Raw genomic sequence first — 15,948 nt, 5'->3', positions numbered from 1 at the left:
CGCTCCTAGCGCTTCTTGTTCGTCTTGCGGCGGCGGACGATGTACTTGCTCGATGCCTTCTTCGGCGAGCGAGTACGACCCTCCTTCTGACCCCACGGCGAGACCGGGTGGCGACCACCGGAGGTCTTGCCCTCACCACCACCGTGCGGGTGGTCAACCGGGTTCATCGCGACACCGCGGACGGTCGGGCGAACGCCCTTCCAGCGCATACGGCCGGCCTTGCCCCAGTTGATGTTCGACTGCTCGGCGTTGCCGACCTCGCCGATGGTGGCGCGGCAGCGGACGTCGACCAGACGGATCTCGCCGGACGGCATACGAAGGTGGGCCATCGTGCCCTCCTTCGCCAGCAGCTGCACGGAGGCACCCGCGGAACGGGCGAACTTCGCGCCGCCGCCGGGCCGCAGCTCGATGGCGTGGATGGTCGTACCGACCGGGATGTTGCGCAGCGCCAGGTTGTTACCGGGCTTGATGTCGGCGGCCGGGCCGTTCTCGACACGGTCGCCCTGGCTCAGGCCACGGGGGGCGATGATGTAGCGCTTCTCGCCGTCCGCGTAGTGCAGGAGCGCGATGCGCGCGGTGCGGTTGGGGTCGTACTCGATGTGAGCGACCTTCGCCGGCACGCCGTCCTTGTCGTGACGACGGAAGTCGATCACTCGGTAGGCGCGCTTGTGGCCACCGCCCTGGTGGCGGACGGTCACACGACCGGTGTTGTTACGGCCGCCCTTGCTGTGCAGGGGGCGGACCAGCGACTTCTCCGGCGTGGACCGCGTGATCTCGACAAAGTCGGCGACGCTGGAGCCACGACGGCCCGGAGTCGTCGGCTTGTACTTGCGGATACCCATTTCTCAGTCCTCGTCCGATATTCGGACCAGGGCGCTCCGTTAGGAGGCCTGGCCGAAGATGTCGATACGGTCGCCCTCAGCGAGGGTCACGATGGCGCGCTTCGTGTCGGCGCGCTTGCCGAAACCGGTCTTGGTGCGCTTGCGCTTACCCTGACGGTTGATCGTGTTGACCCCGGTGACCTTGACCGAGAAGACCGCCTCGACGGCCTGCTTGATCTGGGTCTTGTTGGCGCCGGGCGCGACGATGAACGTGTACTTGTTCTCGTCCAGCAGCGCGTAGCTCTTCTCGGAGACGACCGGCTTGATCAGCAGGTCGCGCGGGTCCGTGAAGGTCTTGCTGGTAACGGTCGCCGACATCAGGCGTCGCTCCCTTCGGTCTCAGCGGTCTGGGGGCCAGACACGAAGGACTCGAAGGCGGCCTGGGTGAAGACCACGTCGTCGGAGACGATCACGTCGTACGTGTTCAGCTGGCCCGGCTCCAGGATGTGCACCTGGGGCAGGTTGCGGGCGGACAGCCACGCGGCCTCGTCGGCGCGGTCGACGACCAGGAGCAGGTTCTTGCGCTCCGAGATCTTGCCGAACAGCGTCTTGGCGGCCTTGGTGGAAACCGCACCGTCGACCACGCCGGTGACGACGTGGATACGGCTGTGGCGCGCCCGGTCCGAGAGGGCACCGCGCAGGGCGGCGGCCTTCATCTTCTTCGGGGTGCGCTGCGAGTAGTCACGCGGCTGCGGGCCGTGGACGACGCCACCGCCGGCGAACTGCGGCGCGCGGGTCGAACCCTGACGGGCGCGGCCGGTGCCCTTCTGGCGGTAAGGCTTCTTGCCACCACCACGGACTTCACCGCGGGTCTTGGTCTTGTGCGTGCCCTGGCGGGCAGCCGCGAGCTGAGCGACGACGACCTGGTGGATCAGCGGAACGCTGGTCTTGGCGTCGAAGATCTCCGCGGGGAGCTCGACGGTCCCGGCCTTGTCGCCCGCAGGCGAAAGGATGTCAATGGTGCTCATCGGTTCCTCAAACCCCCTTGGCCGCGGTGCGGACCAGGACGAGGCCACCGTTGGGGCCGGGGACGGCGCCCTTGATGAGCAGCAGACCCTTCTCGGCGTCAACGGCGTGGACGGTCAGGTTCTGGGTGGTCACACGCTCGTTGCCCATGCGACCCGCCATGCGGAGGCCCTTGAACACACGGCCAGGGGTGGCGCAGCCACCGATGGAACCGGGCGAGCGGTGCTTGCGCTGGGTACCGTGACCGGCGCCCAGGCCCTTGAAGTTGTGACGCTTCATGACACCGGCGAAGCCCTTGCCCTTGCTCTTGCCCGTGACGTCGACCTTGACGCCGGACTCGAACACCTCGGCAGTGATCTCCTGGCCCAGCGTGTACTCGCTGGCGTCAGGGGTGCGGAGCTCCACCAGGTGGCGGCGCGGGGTCACGTCGGCCTTGGCGAAGTGGCCCTTGAGGGGCTTGTTCACCTTGCGCGGGTCGATCTCGCCGAAGGCGATCTGGACCGACTCGTAGCCGTCGACGTCGTTGGTGCGAACCTGCGTCACGACGCACGGCCCGGCCTTGACGACGGTGACCGGAACAACGCGGTTGTTCTCGTCCCACACCTGCGTCATGCCGAGCTTCTCGCCCAGGACGCCCTTGATGTTCTTGCTCATCTCGGCCCGTCCCTTCAGAGCTTGATCTCGATGTCGACACCGGCCGGGAGGTCGAGGCGCATCAGCGAGTCAACCGTCTTCGGCGTGGGGTCGAGGATGTCGATGAGGCGCTTGTGCGTGCGCATCTCGAAGTGCTCGCGAGAGTCCTTGTACTTGTGCGGCGACTTGATGACGCAGTACACGTTCTTCTCAGTGGGCAGCGGCACCGGGCCCGCGACCGACGCACCAGTGCGCGTCACCGTCTCGACGATCTTCTTCGCCGAGGAGTCGATGACCTCGTGGTCGTAGGCCTTGAGCCGGATGCGGATCTTCTGTCCCGCCATGGCTACCTAGTAGTCCTTTGTCTCGTAACGCTCTGGAACCCGGGGGTTCTCCTGGCCTCCGCCTCCGACCCACGCGGTCGGGCGTGTCGCACTCCCTCTACGCAGAAATCCCATACAGGATTTCCCAACCAAGGGGATGCGGGCCGTGGACCTCGCGAACGGGGGCAGAACACCCACCGGGCGCCTGGCTGGAGCCCCGCTGACACTTCCCGGAAGATTCCCGTACGTCCGCCTCAGCGCTGCCGCAGGCGACAGATGGGGCGACGAGTACTGTGGGACTCGCTTCCGGTCCTCCCGGCGGGAGGCGCGCAGCATCGGCACTCAACCGAGCAACCCCGACAGTCTGCCACACCCGGCCGGGCCCTGGCCAATCGAGCCGAGGATCGTACCCCACGTCACATGGGGTGAGCACTGGGCGGGGCGGTGCGCACCCGGCGCATCCAGGACCCCGGTGCCGCCCCGAGCCGGATCAGTCCGGTCCTCCCAGCCCACTCCCGGTACAACCGTCCTGGGTGTTCACGTCAGCGGTACCGAAGGACATGCAGCTTCCAGGCGTCAGGGAGGCCCGCGACAGGCGCCCCGGGGTCCTGTCCGTCGAGGAGCCGGACACCCTTCTCCTCGCGCGTCGCGTTCAGCGCGAGGCCGGTGGTCTCGCGGCCTCTCCGGTCACGCCGCCGCACCCACACCAGCGCACGGCCGCCCGGCGGCAGATTCTGCAAGGCGTCGAGCGCGGACTCCCACCCTTCATGCTCCGCGGCGTCCAGGACGGGTCCGAGCGAGCGCAGCACACCTGGCAGCCACGCCGCGTCGCCCGGATCCTGCGGCAGGGGCAGGCCGCCCGTTCCAGGGGTTTCGCCCTGATTCCAGCGGGCCAGCCATTCCCATGGGCCCGCATGGGGAAGACAGAACGGGGCCTCCGTGCTCTTGGGGACGACAATCGCCGCATCGACCATGCCGTAACGCCAGTCGCCCCCGGACAGGTACCGCTTCGTATTGCAGGAGAACAGCCATCCGCGCGCCATTTCATCGGAAAGGCCCGGGTTTACCAGTTCAACCTCGTCACCGTAAGTGGTGCGCAGCCATGCGCGCGCCTTTTCCAGCGCGCCGCGGAAGTCGATCGCCCGGCGGTCCGGACCAGCCTCGACAGGTGCCGGCGCCGGAGCAAGAGGCAGATAGTGCGCGAACATCAGGGATCGGATGCCCTGGGTCTCCAGGCGCGCGAGACCCCCGGCCTGAGCGTCGAGGACAACCACATTGCCTTGGTTGTTGTGCACAAAGAGCACATGGCCGCTGGCTTCGTGTCCACCCAGCTCACGACGGACCCAGACGACGCCGCGCGTCCCCTCCCCCGCACGCTTCGCAGCGGAGATCACGCTGTCCCAGTCCGGACATTCCGTCTGCCCGGCCTGCGGGAAGTGGCGCCGGATCAGCAGCTGCCACCAACCCGGTGCCTCGTGCGCCGGAGACCACGGCAGGGGGGTTGCGACCGCACCGTTCATTCGCGCGTCGAGCGAGACCACACATCCACGGACATTGAGCTTCCGGGCCTGCGACGTGAGCGTGTACCGCGTCGATGAGCGACCGAAGGCGGCGATGTCCTCCATCGGTTGACCGCAGGCCGGGTGGAACGGCGGCCTGCCGTCCTTCGGCACGACGACCGAAGCCGCCAGCATGGGCGTCTCGGGGTAACCCGGCTGCCGCAGAGACCTGCAGGGGAGGACCCAGACATGGGAATCCTCGAAAACCGGGTGCCGGTCAGCGAGTCCGACGAGCCCTCCATAGGTCTGGTCGAGCCATGCAAGTGCCGACCGGTCGGGAGACACACTCACGGATTTCCAGCCTCCTGCGGATTGGAGAACGTGTTGATCAGAGCTGCTCGACGTATTCCCGTACGGGAATATGAGACGGCGGGAAGTGGGGCCGAGATCCATCCTTGGGTACGATCACTACACGCACGAAGGGCGCACGAGAAAGGTCTTGGGTGTCGATGTACTCCTGAGAGTCGAATGACACAGCCCAAGCCTTGTCGTATTCCGTGCTTTCCTCCGGCAGCATCACCAGTGTGTACTGGCTGCCGATCGGCGTGGCCGAAAGAAATTCCAGCGCGGCAGCGACCGCCGCCTCCTTGGCAGTCAAGACCGACTCTCCCATCGATTCCATTAAAACGCTGACGCCGGGATTCAGGGGTTTCTGTAGGGAATATGACTGATCGACACCCCCGGCTCAAGCCGCGCCAGATAGCCCGTTTGTCCGTCCAGAAATACTACGCCGCCCGGCGTATTCACCGCGTTGAATACGTGGGCACTGCGGTCCGGTCGCCCTATGTAAACGATGCTCCTCGCACCTACTCCACGCTCCTTCAAATCCCTGATCAACTCGTCATAGCTGTCCACCCCGTCATAGACGCCCGGACCGCGATCTCTTATCCCCAGCGCCTCCGGCGGTGGATGGTCAGGAAATTCCCTCGGAGCAGCGGAAACCTCGATGCCGTCAAGGCGCTTATCCACCGCCACCACATTGTGGGAGCAGTTTTGCAGATATCCGGGCTCTCCCGTGTTGTTGACGTCCCGAAGCCAAGGATATTGGTTGTCGATGAACTCCTCCGCCAGATGCGCCGGAACCGAGTCTGCGTGGATGGCCTTCTCGGTGATGCCGGGTGCCTCCCTGGCAAGACCGCTCCAGTCCTTCGGCGCGGCGGCCTCGGGACGGAGAGCCCCCTCGCCGGGGCGGGCAAGAGCACCGGCAGCCCCCTCCGCACTGTCCTTCGCTCCTGCCCGCACCACCCCCTTGAGCAGCCCCCCGCCCTCTCCTCCCAGCAGCTCCGGCACCATCCGCCCCCCGAACTCGCTCGGGTCCTTCTTGGCCGACTCCCACATGTCGTCGAACGTGCGGTCCGGTTGAGCCGCGGCCGAGGCCAGGCCCGCGAGGGTCATGTTGAGGTGCTTGTAGTAGTCGGCGGGGTGAGTGAGGTTGTACGGATCCAGCGGGTCGACGCCACGGACGAAGTCGAGCAGGCCGGCGGTGCCCTTGGCGACGCCCCCGCCGACGTGCGCCAGCTCGATGCCGCTGCCCACGACCGAGTCCGTGAGGTCGGCCGTGGCGCGGCTGAGCGCCGGGGGCTTCTTCGGGGCGTGCGCCAGGGCGGCCGTCACCGCGGCCCTGGCCTCCTCCGCCGCCTCGTCCCGCTGGCGGCGGGCGTCCCGCAGGATCTCGGCGGCGCGCTCCCGCTGCGCCTTGCCGGGGTCGCTGAAGGGCGCGGGACGCGGGCCCGGGTCCTGCGCCGCCTCCAGCTTGGCGTTGTACGCCTCGGCCGCCTTGTTGTAGTCGTCGCGGGCCGCCTCGGAGGCCTTCCTGCCTTCCTTGTAGAGCGCGACGGCCTCCATGGCCCTGCCCTGTGCCCAGTCGACCGAGGTGGCGTACGCGTCCAGCGCCGCAGCCGCCTTCTCGCAGGCGTCCGCCGCGTGCAGCCAGCTCACCGGGTGGGTGGCGAACTTGGCGCGGAACGCGTCACCCGCCTCGCCCTTCCAGTGGGACGAGTCCAGGGCCTTCATGCCCTGGCCGACACGTTCGAAGGCACCCCGGAAGGTGCTGAGGTGCCGCGCGGTGCCACGGATCGTGCCCGGATCGCCGTGGACCAGCTCGTCGGCCTCTTCGGTCTGGCCGAGCTGCTGCTCGGCGACGTCCGCGCCCAGGCCGGACGCGAAGTCGTCACCCCAGTCCTCGACGGTGTCGGCGATCCCGTCGGCTCCGATGTATTCGAGCCCGTCCCCCAACGCGTGGGCGGTCCAGTCGACGCCCTCGCCGACCTTCTTCTTGACCCGGTCGAGCCCGTGTTCGACCTTGTCGAGGCCCGAGTTGGCCAGTTTCCCCCAGTCCGGCATCAGTCCCGCTTCCCGTGCGCGCGGTCGATGACCTCCTGGTCGGGGTCGAGGGCCCGCCGGGACACCTCGTCCAGGTTCGCGCGCGTCCGCTCGTCGACGACACCGAGGTCGGTCATCCGGTCCATCACGCCCGCCTGTACGTCGTACCCGGTGTTGTCCCAGGTCCGTTCGACGTCCGCCTGCGCCCGCCGGAACGAGTCGGCGCTGTAGTCCGCGCCGTCGAACCACCCCTGCGTCAACACGTCGCCCATGCTCTTCCTGGCGACCTCGTCCTCGCTGAGGTGGGGATTGCCGTTGACGGAGTTGACGACCACCTTGAAGGTGTCGCCCACGTAGTGCTCCTGCTCGTAGATCAGGCCCGCCGACAGACCCACGGAGTGCGCGAAGCCGTTGCCCTCCTGGACGAGGGCGCGCACACCCCACTCCCAGCGGTCGCAGAACGCCTTGAACTCGGCCGTCAGCCCGGCGTGGCCGAGCTCCAGGCCGGACAGGGCCAGTCCGGCGAAGCCCCGGCCCAGTGAGCCCTGGCCCACCATCCCGATGTCCTTGAGCTCACCGAGCGTCCTGTTGATGCCGTCGGTGATCGCCGCGAGCGCGGCCTTCGGAGCCGCGAGGTCCGGGGTGTCGCCGCTCATGCCGACACCACGGCGCTGTCCGGCACGATCCCGGCGACCGGCGGGAACAGGGTGCCGTGCTCACTGCCGACGTCGAGGGCGACCCCGGCGGGCACCCCGAGTGCGGGCACCAGCACGTCCAACAGCCGTGCTCCCAGCACCCGTTGGTACGCCCACTCCCGCGCACCCTCCCCCCGCCCGACCGCGAACCGCGCGAGCGCGGCCTCGTCGGAGAAGGCACAGATCCACCGCACCCCACCCCGGTCCGCGGTCCAGCACCCCCCGTCGAGGAGCGGCACGAGGACGGCGGTACGCCGGAACGCCCCCAGCGTTTTCGCGAACTCCGCTATGTCTGCACCCACGGGGAAACGGTACTGAGGGCACTCGGACCGGGACATGAGTACCCCTACTCAGAGGCCGGCCGAGAACGCGCCGAACACCGAGACACCCACCCACAAGGGTGAACGTCCCCGCACGGCCGGTCGCATGACCATGTGGCGCCCTAACCTCGGCGCGATACGACCGCGGCGACGGCCGACGGACACGCGACGGCCCACAACGGCGAACCGCCGCAGGGCCTGGGCAAGCGCCCGGCCTCACACCTGTGGAGGAATCTGATGGCCGCCGACCTCTCCTTCTTCAAGTCCCCCATCTCGGAGGAGATCCGGGACGAGGGCCGTACGGAAGGACGCGTCCAGGGCATCGCCGAGAGCCGCGCCGAAGACATCCTGCATCTGCTGGACCGCCGCGGAGTCGAGGTCCCCGCCGAGGCCCGCGAGCGCATCTCCGGCTGCGGCGACCTCGACGCCCTCAGCCGCTGGTTCGACCGCGCCATCACCGCCGTCGCCATTGAGGAGATCTTCGCGGAGGAGTGAGCCGAGCAGCCCAGGTCAGGCCAGCCCAGGCCAGGCCAGCCCAGACCCGACGTGATCGGAGCTACCGGGCCCGCAAGGTGAATACGGAATGGCGACCAAGAGGAATTCGGGAAAACAATTCCCCTCTGATCCACATCCATCCGTATTAACATTTCCCCCGAGCAACCCCGCCCCCCTTCCCCCCGTCTAATCCGGCGACCAAAGACCGGAAGAAATGGACGGGAACGGGGAACGCGCGTGTTCGGAGCATTCAAGGGGCGGGGGCCCAGCAGGCGTGCCGTGCTCGGGGGTGCCGCCGTCGTCGGCGCGGCGGGGCTCGTCGGCGCGTGTTCCGTGCCCGACAGCCACCGGCACCCCCACGACACCCCCACCGCCGCCCCCGGCCAGCCCGTCTCCGCCGGGCGGGGTGCCGTGCTCCTGCAGATCGTGGCGCACCCCGACGACGACCTGTACTTCATGAACCCGGACACCCAGCACGCCCTCGACGGCGGGGCCAGGGTCGTCAGCGTGTATCTCACCGGTGGCGAGGCCAACGGGGACAACCGGATCGTCAGCGATCCCGCCGACCGGGGCCACGACAAGGCCGCCTACTCCTCCGCCCGCCACCAGGGCCTCCGCCAGGCCTACGCCTCGCTGCTCGGGCTGCCGCTCTTCACGCCGTGGGAGAAGTCCGTACGGGAGCTGCGCGGCGGGCACCGCGCCGAGGTCGACACGCTCACCCACAACGGGCGCCACGTCGAGCTCGTGTTCGTGAACACCGCCATGCACACCCTGCGCGGCGGCCGGATGGGGCTGCCCAGCCTCTGGGAGGACCGGGCGCTCTCCCTGCCCGTCGTCATCGCCGAGGGCTCCCCGCTGACGGCGGCGGCCCCGTACACGTACGACGGACTCGTGGAGGTCGTCGCCGGGCTGCTCGACACGTACGCGCCCACCCTCGTCCAGACCCTGGACCCCGACCCCGACATCCAGCACAGCACCGAGAAGGCCCGGCAGCACGACAGCGAGCAGCCGGGGTACGCCGACCACGCCGATCACACCGCCGCCGCCTCCTTCGCCTGGGCGGGGATGGTGCGGTACGTCGCCCGGGCGACCCGGCACGGCCGGGCGGTCCCGGGGTTCGCCGTCACCTCGTACCGCGCGTACTACAACCGGCACTGGCCCAAGAACCTGCCGCCCGCCGTCCTCGCCGAGAAGGCCGCGCACCTGCGGCCCTACGGCGGCGCCCCCGACTGGCGGTGCGGCAACCCGGGCGGCTGCGGGGACTACAACGTCGGCGGGAACCGGCCGCTGACCAACTGGAAGGGGTGGGTGCGCTCCACCCACTACCGCTACCCCGGGCCCCGGCCGGTCGTCGGCGACGAACCCGACGGGCGGCTCACCGCCTACGGGGTGCTGGGGCTGCGCGCCGTGCGGTGGCGGGAGACCGCGCCCGGCAGCGGCCGGTTCGGTACCCCCGAGGACCTCGGCGGCGGGCCGCTCGCGCCCGTGCTCGGCGGTGCCGTCCTGAAGGACGGGCGCCAGTTGCTCTTCGGGCTGCGGTTCGCCTCGACAGCCGGACGCGCCGGCGCCAACACCCGCGAGATCGTGCTTCTGGAACAGGCCGCGCCCGGCGGCGCCTTCCGTGCCTGGCAGGGGCTCGGCAACCCCGAGGCCGGCGGCGACCGGGGGCGCCGCATCGGCTCCCCCGTCGCCGTCACCGCCCCGGACGGCCGCGTCCACCTGTTCGTACGCGACGCCGACAAGGGGATCAGTACACGGGTGCGGGAGGCGGACGGGACGTGGGGGCCGTGGCGCGCGCTCGGCGGGGAGACCGTGCAGGACGGCCTCGGCGTCACCGTGGACGCCCGGGGGTGCGTGCACGTCTTCGCGCCCGGGTACGACTTCGTGCACCACTGGACGCAGAGTTCGCCGGGCGCGCCCCTCGCCCCGGTGAAGGGGCCCCTGCTGCCGCTCGCCGTCGACGCTCCCGCGGCCGTGGCCCTGCCCGGCGGCGGCGTACAGCTGCTCTACCGGACCCTCACCGACCCCCGGAAGACCAAGGGCAAGGGGCTCGCCCCGGCCGACCCCCGGCTCGTCTCCGTCCGCGCGGACGGGACCGCCCGTACCGCGCCCCCGAAGCCCTTCGACGGGTACGGGCCGGTCAGCGCGCTCCTGTCGGCCAAGGACGGCGGACTCGTCGTGCTCGGCAAGGACGTGAAGGGCCGGGTGCAGGCGCTCGTCGGCGGCGCGCCCCGAACCCGTACCGAGGGCGCCGTCCCGGTCGGTGCCCCGGCCCTGCACCTCAGCGCCCGCGGGCCCGTCGCCGTGGGCCTGGGCGTGGACGGAAGACCGTGGGTCTGGTCCCTGGGGTCCCCGTCCCCGCCGGTCCGCGCGGTGGGCTGAGCCCCTCAGGGGCGCGGGGCCGTGACATGCGCGGTTCCGCCGGATGGGCGCGGGTGACCCGGCGCGGCCCGCGACCGGAAAACGAAGAAGGGGCCCCGCACCTCTCGGTGCGGGGCCCCTTCCCCGTTACTGCGAGCTACGCGAGCTCACCAGGTCAGAACACGAATTACTTCGTGATCTTGACGACCTGGCCGGCGCCCACGGTCCGGCCACCCTCACGGATGGCGAACTTGAGGCCCTCCTCCATGGCGACCGGCTGGATCAGCGCGACCGTCATGGCGGTGTTGTCGCCCGGCATGACCATCTCGGTGCCCTCGGGGAGGGTCACGACGCCGGTCACGTCCGTGGTACGGAAGTAGAACTGCGGGCGGTAGTTGTTGAAGAACGGGGTGTGACGGCCACCCTCGTCCTTCGACAGGATGTACGCCTGCGCCTCGAACTCCGTGTGCGGGGTGACCGAGCCCGGCTTGATGATGACCTGGCCGCGCTCGACGTCCTCGCGCTTGATGCCACGGAGGAGCAGACCGACGTTCTCACCGGCCTGGCCCTCGTCGAGCAGCTTGCGGAACATCTCGATGCCGGTGACCGTGGTGGTGGTCTTCTCGGTCTTGATGCCGATGATGTCGACGGTCTCGTTGACCTTGAGGACACCACGCTCGATACGACCGGTGACGACGGTGCCACGACCGGTGATCGTGAAGACGTCCTCGATCGGCATCAGGAACGGCTTGTCGACGTCACGCTCGGGCTGCGGGATGGACTCGTCGACGGCCTTCATCAGGTCGAGGACGGTCTGGCCCCACTCGGCGTCGCCCTCAAGGGCCTTGAGCGCCGAGACCTTGACGACCGGCAGGTCGTCGCCCGGGAACTCGTACTCGGAGAGGAGCTCACGGACCTCGAGCTCGACGAGCTCCAGGATCTCCTCGTCGTCCACCATGTCGGCCTTGTTCAGGGCGACGACGATGTACGGAACGCCGACCTGGCGGGCCAGGAGCACGTGCTCCTTGGTCTGCGGCATCGGGCCGTCGGTGGCGGCGACCACGAGGATGGCGCCGTCCATCTGCGCCGCACCCGTGATCATGTTCTTGATGTAGTCCGCGTGACCCGGGCAGTCGACGTGCGCGTAGTGACGCGACTCCGTCTGGTACTCGACGTGCGCGATCGAGATGGTGATACCGCGCTGGCGCTCCTCGGGAGCCTTGTCGATCTGGTCGAAGGCCGAGGCCTCGTTCAGGTCCGGGTACGCGTCATGCAGCACCTTGGTAATGGCGGCCGTGAGGGTCGTCTTACCGTGGTCGATGTGACCGATGGTGCCGATGTTGACGTGCGGCTTAGTCCGCTCGAACTTCGCCTTCGCCACTGGGTCCTCCTGTGGAGTGGTTCTGTACGCCTTGCTTCATCGGCGCCAGGTGATCTTTGCTGGGATGCCGGGTCCGGGGGCATTCGCCGCAATACTCTCGCACTGCGGCGAATGCCCCGCCGGACTTCCGGTGACAAGCCTAAAGCGGGTGGACTCCGAAGAGTTACTCGCCCTTGGCCTTCGCGATGATCTCCTCGGCGACGTTCCGCGGAACCTCGGCGTAGGAGTCGAACTGCATCGAGTAGCTTGCGCGACCCGAGGTCTTGCTGCGGAGGTCTCCGACGTAGCCGAACATCTCCGAGAGGGGCACGAGGCCCTTCACGACGCGAGCGCCGCTGCGCTCCTCCATGGCCTGGATCTGGCCACGGCGGGAGTTGATGTCACCGATGACTTCACCCATGTAGTCCTCGGGCGTGGTGACCTCGACGGACATCATCGGCTCAAGGAGCACCGGGGAAGCCTTGCGCGCGGCCTCCTTGAAGGCCTGCGAGCCGGCGATCTTGAACGCGAGCTCGGAGGAGTCGACCTCGTGGTAGCCACCGTCGAGAAGGATGACGCGGACGCCAGTCATCTCGTAGCCGGCCAGGATGCCGAACTGCATGGCCTCCTGCGCACCCGCGTCCACCGACGGGATGTACTCCCGGGGGATGCGGCCACCGGTGACCTTGTTCACGAACTCGTACGACGCCTCGCCGCCCTCGATGGGCTCGATCGCGATCTGCACCTTCGCGAACTGACCGGTACCACCGGTCTGCTTCTTGTGGGTGTAGTCGTGACGCTCGACGGCCTTGCGGATCGTCTCGCGGTACGCGACCTGCGGCTTGCCGACGTTCGCCTCGACCTTGAACTCGCGACGCATACGGTCGACGAGGACGTCGAGGTGGAGCTCGCCCATACCACCGATGATGGTCTGGCCGGTCTCCTCGTCCGAGTGCACCTGGAAGGAGGGGTCCTCCTCCGCGAGACGCTGGATGGCGACACCCAGCTTCTCCTGGTCACCCTTGGACTTGGGCTCGATGGCGACCTGAATGACCGGCGCCGGGAAGTCCATGGACTCCAGGATCACCGGGTTCTTCTCGTCGCACAGCGTCTCACCGGTGGTGGTCTGCTTCAGGCCCATGACGGCGACGATGTCGCCGGCGCCCACCGCGTCGATCTCCTCACGCTTGTTCGCGTGCATACGGTAGATCTTGCCGATGCGCTCCTTCTTGCCCTTGACGGAGTTCAGCACCGAGGTGCCGGCCTCCAGGCGACCGGAGTAGATCCGGATGAAGGTGAGCTTGCCGAGGTGCGGGTCGCTCGCGATCTTGAACGCGAGCGCGGCGAGCGGCTCGTCGTCCGAGGGCTTGCGCTTCACGACGACCTCGGCGTCCTTGACGTCGTGGCCCTCGATGGCCTCGACGTCCAGGGGCGACGGCAGGTAGCGCACGACCGCGTCGAGCAGGGGCTGAACACCCTTGTTCTTGAACGCGGTGCCGCAGAAGACGGGGGTGACCGTGGTCTCCCCGCCCTTGCCGGACGCGATGGTGATACGACGGACCGCGGCGTACAGCTGCTCCTCGGTGGGCTCGACGCCCTCGAGGAAGAGCTCCATGATCTCTTCGTCGTTCTCCGCGACGGTCTCGACCAGCTTGCCGCGCCACTCCTCAGCGGCCTCGGTGTGCGTGGCCGGGATGTCGACGACGTCGTACATCTCGCCCTTGGTCGCTTCCGCGGACCAGACCAGGGCCTTCATGCGGACCAGGTCCACAACGCCCTTGAAGTCGGCCTCGGCACCGATGGGGAGCTGCATGACGATCGGGGTCGCGCCGAGGCGGTCCACGATCATGTCGACACAGCGGTGGAACTCGGCGCCGGTGCGGTCGAGCTTGTTGACGAAGCAGATGCGCGGCACGCCGTAACGGTCGGCCTGGCGCCACACCGTCTCGGACTGCGGCTCCACACCGGCGACACCGTCGAACACGGTGACGGCACCGTCGAGGACGCGGAGCGAACGCTCCACCTCGACCGTGAAGTCCACGTGACCCGGGGTGTCGATGATGTTGATGGTGTGGTCGACGTCCTCGAGCGGCCAGTGGCAGGTCGTCGCGGCGGACGTGATGGTGATGCCGCGCTCCTGCTCCTGCTCCATCCAGTCCATCGTGGCAGCGCCGTCGTGGACTTCACCGATCTTGTACGAGACGCCGGTGTAGAACAGGATCCGCTCAGTGGTGGTCGTCTTGCCCGCGTCGATGTGGGCCATGATCCCAATGTTGCGGACCTTGGCCAGGTCAAGCGAAGTGGTGGCCATAAGGCTCAGTCTTCTCTCGGTCTCGATGTGGGTTGCGACTACCAGCGGTAGTGCGCGAAGGCCTTGTTGGACTCGGCCATCTTGTGCGTGTCCTCACGCTTCTTGACGGCCGCACCGAGGCCGTTCGAAGCGTCGAGAAGCTCGTTCATCAGGCGCTCGGTCATGGTCTTCTCGCGGCGGGCGCGGGAGTAACCCACGACCCAGCGCAGCGCGAGGGTCGCGGCGCGGCCGGGCTTGACCTCGATCGGCACCTGGTAGGTCGCGCCACCGACACGGCGGGACTTGACCTCAAGGGACGGCTTGACGTTCTCCAGCGCGCGCTTCAGCGTGATGACCGGGTCGGCGCCGGTCTTCTCGCGGAGGCCTTCCATGGCGCCGTAGACGATGCGCTCGGCGGTGGAGCGCTTGCCGTCCAGCAGGATCTTGTTGATCAGCGACGTGACAAGAGGAGACTGGTAGACCGGGTCGATGATGACCGGGCGCTTCGGGGCGGGGCCCTTACGAGGCATTCTTACTTCTCCTTCTTGGCGCCGTAGCGGCTGCGGGCCTGCTTGCGGTTCTTGACAGCCTGCGTGTCAAGCGCACCGCGGATGATCTTGTAACGAACACCCGGCAGGTCCTTCACACGGCCACCACGCACGAGCACGATCGAGTGCTCCTGCAGGTTGTGTCCCTCACCCGGGATGTAAGCAGTGACCTCGATGCCGGAGGTCAGACGCACACGCGCGACCTTCCGCAGCGCCGAGTTCGGCTTCTTCGGGGTGGTGGTGAACACACGCGTGCAGACACCACGACGCTGGGGCGAAGCCTCAAGCGCGGGCGTCTTCGTCTTCTCGACCTTGTCCTGCCGGCCCTTCCGGACCAGCTGCTGGATCGTAGGCACTACTTCTCCGGTTTCTGTGTGCCGTTGGTGAAACTAACCTGGAACATCGCCGACCCACGCGGTCGGGTGTGTCGAATACTGCGGGCTTCCGCCGTGGGCACGGAGAAAGCGCAGATTGCGGTGGCCGTATCTGGCTCGTCCTGCGGACGTAGGCACGCAGGGGAGCCCAGGCACACCCCAGGCACAAGGTCTGAGCGTACCTACCTCATCGACTTGGGTCAAAACAAATACCCACACGCGGGACACCCCGCGGGCCCACTGAGACGCGTCTCACCCCGGCTCCTCCTCCGGACGGCGGGCGCCGCCCCTGTCGCGCTCGCGGCGGGGCGCGGCCAGCGGCGGGATCGTGGGCGCCTTGGAGCGCGGACTCTTGCGTACGAGTCCGGGCCGCGCGGGTTCCGGCTCGGGCGTGGCGGGGCCGGGCTCGGCGGGCGGCTCGCGCCGCAGGGGTATGACCTCGCCCTCACCCTGCCCCTGGCGGCGCCCGGCGCGGCGTAAGGAGCGGGCACGGGCGGCCGAGGCGGTCTCGTCCAGGGCCCGCTGGTACTGGGCCGCCGCGTCCCGCCAGCCGGCCGCGTACGCGCGCACCTCGCGCTCCTCGACCTCGGCGCGCAGCAGGACGACGAGCTCCTCGGCGGTGTGGCGTTCGAGCTGGACCCCGAGGGCGGCGAGCAGCCCCGGCAGGTCATGAGCGGCCACGGGCAGTCCCACGGCCCCCTCGGACGGCTCATAGGAGCGCGGCCGGCCCTCGACCTCCCGCCCGGCCCCGCCGGACCGGGAGATCCCGTCGCTCTCAGCCATGCACGGCTCTCTCTCGCGTCCATGGGAAGTAGGACAGG

General features: G+C 68.6%; 17 protein-coding genes. 2 read left to right on the top strand and 15 right to left on the bottom strand.

The features are described from left to right. Window positions 1–5 precede the first annotated feature (5 nt). The 10 genes from rplB to ACZ5ID_RS20065 all read right to left on the bottom strand — a co-directional run bounded on the left by rplB (window position 6) and on the right by ACZ5ID_RS20065 (window position 7,681). Window positions 6–842, bottom strand: a complete 837-nt coding sequence (rplB, locus tag ACZ5ID_RS20110; RefSeq protein ID WP_344074965.1) for a 50S ribosomal protein L2 — start codon at window positions 840–842, stop codon at window positions 6–8. Window positions 843–881: 39 nt separating this feature from the next. Further along, window positions 882–1,202: a 50S ribosomal protein L23 gene (gene rplW, locus ACZ5ID_RS20105; RefSeq protein ID WP_358835988.1), complete on the bottom strand. Its 321-nt coding sequence runs from the start codon at window positions 1,200–1,202 to the stop codon at window positions 882–884. Beyond that, entirely contained in the window at window positions 1,199–1,849 is a 651-nt protein-coding gene (gene rplD / locus ACZ5ID_RS20100; protein ID WP_067163149.1) for a 50S ribosomal protein L4, read from the bottom strand. The genes rplW and rplD overlap by 4 nt, the downstream gene beginning before the upstream one ends. Before the next feature lie 7 nt (window positions 1,850–1,856). Continuing rightward, on the bottom strand, window positions 1,857–2,501 hold the full coding sequence (rplC, locus tag ACZ5ID_RS20095; RefSeq protein ID WP_067163147.1) for a 50S ribosomal protein L3: 645 nt from the start codon (window positions 2,499–2,501) through the stop codon (window positions 1,857–1,859). A gap of 14 nt (window positions 2,502–2,515) precedes the next feature. Continuing rightward, a complete protein-coding gene (gene rpsJ, locus ACZ5ID_RS20090) occupies window positions 2,516–2,824 on the bottom strand; it encodes a 30S ribosomal protein S10 (RefSeq protein WP_003948644.1) in 309 nt (102 codons plus the stop codon). A 521-nt stretch (window positions 2,825–3,345) separates the two neighbouring features. Then, entirely contained in the window at window positions 3,346–4,653 is a 1,308-nt protein-coding gene (locus ACZ5ID_RS20085) for a YrhB domain-containing protein (RefSeq protein WP_468899578.1), read from the bottom strand. A gap of 37 nt (window positions 4,654–4,690) precedes the next feature. After that, on the bottom strand, window positions 4,691–4,960 hold the full coding sequence (locus ACZ5ID_RS20080) for a YrhB domain-containing protein (RefSeq protein WP_468899575.1): 270 nt from the start codon (window positions 4,958–4,960) through the stop codon (window positions 4,691–4,693). A 44-nt stretch (window positions 4,961–5,004) separates the two neighbouring features. Further along, window positions 5,005–6,705 (bottom strand): putative T7SS-secreted protein, encoded by a 1,701-nt coding sequence (locus ACZ5ID_RS20075; protein WP_468899572.1) that lies wholly within the window; start codon window positions 6,703–6,705, stop codon window positions 5,005–5,007. After that, a complete protein-coding gene (locus tag ACZ5ID_RS20070; RefSeq protein ID WP_468899569.1) occupies window positions 6,705–7,340 on the bottom strand; it encodes a hypothetical protein in 636 nt (211 codons plus the stop codon). Before ACZ5ID_RS20070 ends, ACZ5ID_RS20075 begins: the two co-directional genes overlap by 1 nt. Continuing rightward, entirely contained in the window at window positions 7,337–7,681 is a 345-nt protein-coding gene (locus ACZ5ID_RS20065; RefSeq protein ID WP_468899566.1) for an SseB family protein, read from the bottom strand. The genes ACZ5ID_RS20070 and ACZ5ID_RS20065 overlap by 4 nt, the downstream gene beginning before the upstream one ends. A 255-nt stretch (window positions 7,682–7,936) precedes the next feature. Between ACZ5ID_RS20065 and ACZ5ID_RS20060 the strand changes: the two genes are divergently transcribed. Together ACZ5ID_RS20060 and ACZ5ID_RS20055 are read left to right on the top strand one after the other, a co-directional pair. Next, the gene (locus ACZ5ID_RS20060) at window positions 7,937–8,194 is read left to right on the top strand and encodes a hypothetical protein (protein ID WP_468899563.1); all 258 of its coding nucleotides are present in this window, start codon (window positions 7,937–7,939) and stop codon (window positions 8,192–8,194) included. A 237-nt stretch (window positions 8,195–8,431) separates the two neighbouring features. Beyond that, complete coding sequence (locus tag ACZ5ID_RS20055) at window positions 8,432–10,576, top strand: PIG-L family deacetylase (protein ID WP_468899561.1); 2,145 nt, start codon at window positions 8,432–8,434, stop codon at window positions 10,574–10,576. Between the two features lie 166 nt (window positions 10,577–10,742). Here the strand turns inward: ACZ5ID_RS20055 and tuf are convergent, their stop codons facing one another. The 5 genes from tuf to ACZ5ID_RS20030 all read right to left on the bottom strand — a co-directional run bounded on the left by tuf (window position 10,743) and on the right by ACZ5ID_RS20030 (window position 15,910). Continuing rightward, a complete protein-coding gene (gene tuf, locus ACZ5ID_RS20050; protein WP_101389597.1) occupies window positions 10,743–11,936 on the bottom strand; it encodes an elongation factor Tu in 1,194 nt (397 codons plus the stop codon). 163 nt (window positions 11,937–12,099) lie between these two features. Next, window positions 12,100–14,226 (bottom strand): elongation factor G, encoded by a 2,127-nt coding sequence (gene fusA / locus ACZ5ID_RS20045; protein ID WP_468899558.1) that lies wholly within the window; start codon window positions 14,224–14,226, stop codon window positions 12,100–12,102. A gap of 38 nt (window positions 14,227–14,264) precedes the next feature. Continuing rightward, a complete protein-coding gene (gene rpsG, locus ACZ5ID_RS20040) occupies window positions 14,265–14,735 on the bottom strand; it encodes a 30S ribosomal protein S7 (protein ID WP_406555431.1) in 471 nt (156 codons plus the stop codon). Between the two features lie 2 nt (window positions 14,736–14,737). Next, window positions 14,738–15,109, bottom strand: a complete 372-nt coding sequence (rpsL, locus tag ACZ5ID_RS20035) for a 30S ribosomal protein S12 (protein WP_007265893.1) — start codon at window positions 15,107–15,109, stop codon at window positions 14,738–14,740. A 270-nt stretch (window positions 15,110–15,379) separates the two neighbouring features. Next, window positions 15,380–15,910: a hypothetical protein gene (locus ACZ5ID_RS20030; protein ID WP_468899554.1), complete on the bottom strand. Its 531-nt coding sequence runs from the start codon at window positions 15,908–15,910 to the stop codon at window positions 15,380–15,382. Window positions 15,911–15,948 lie beyond the last annotated feature (38 nt).

Source organism: Streptomyces sp. NPDC031670 (assembly GCF_055580545.1).
This window is presented reverse-complemented; position numbering and strand designations above follow the sequence as displayed.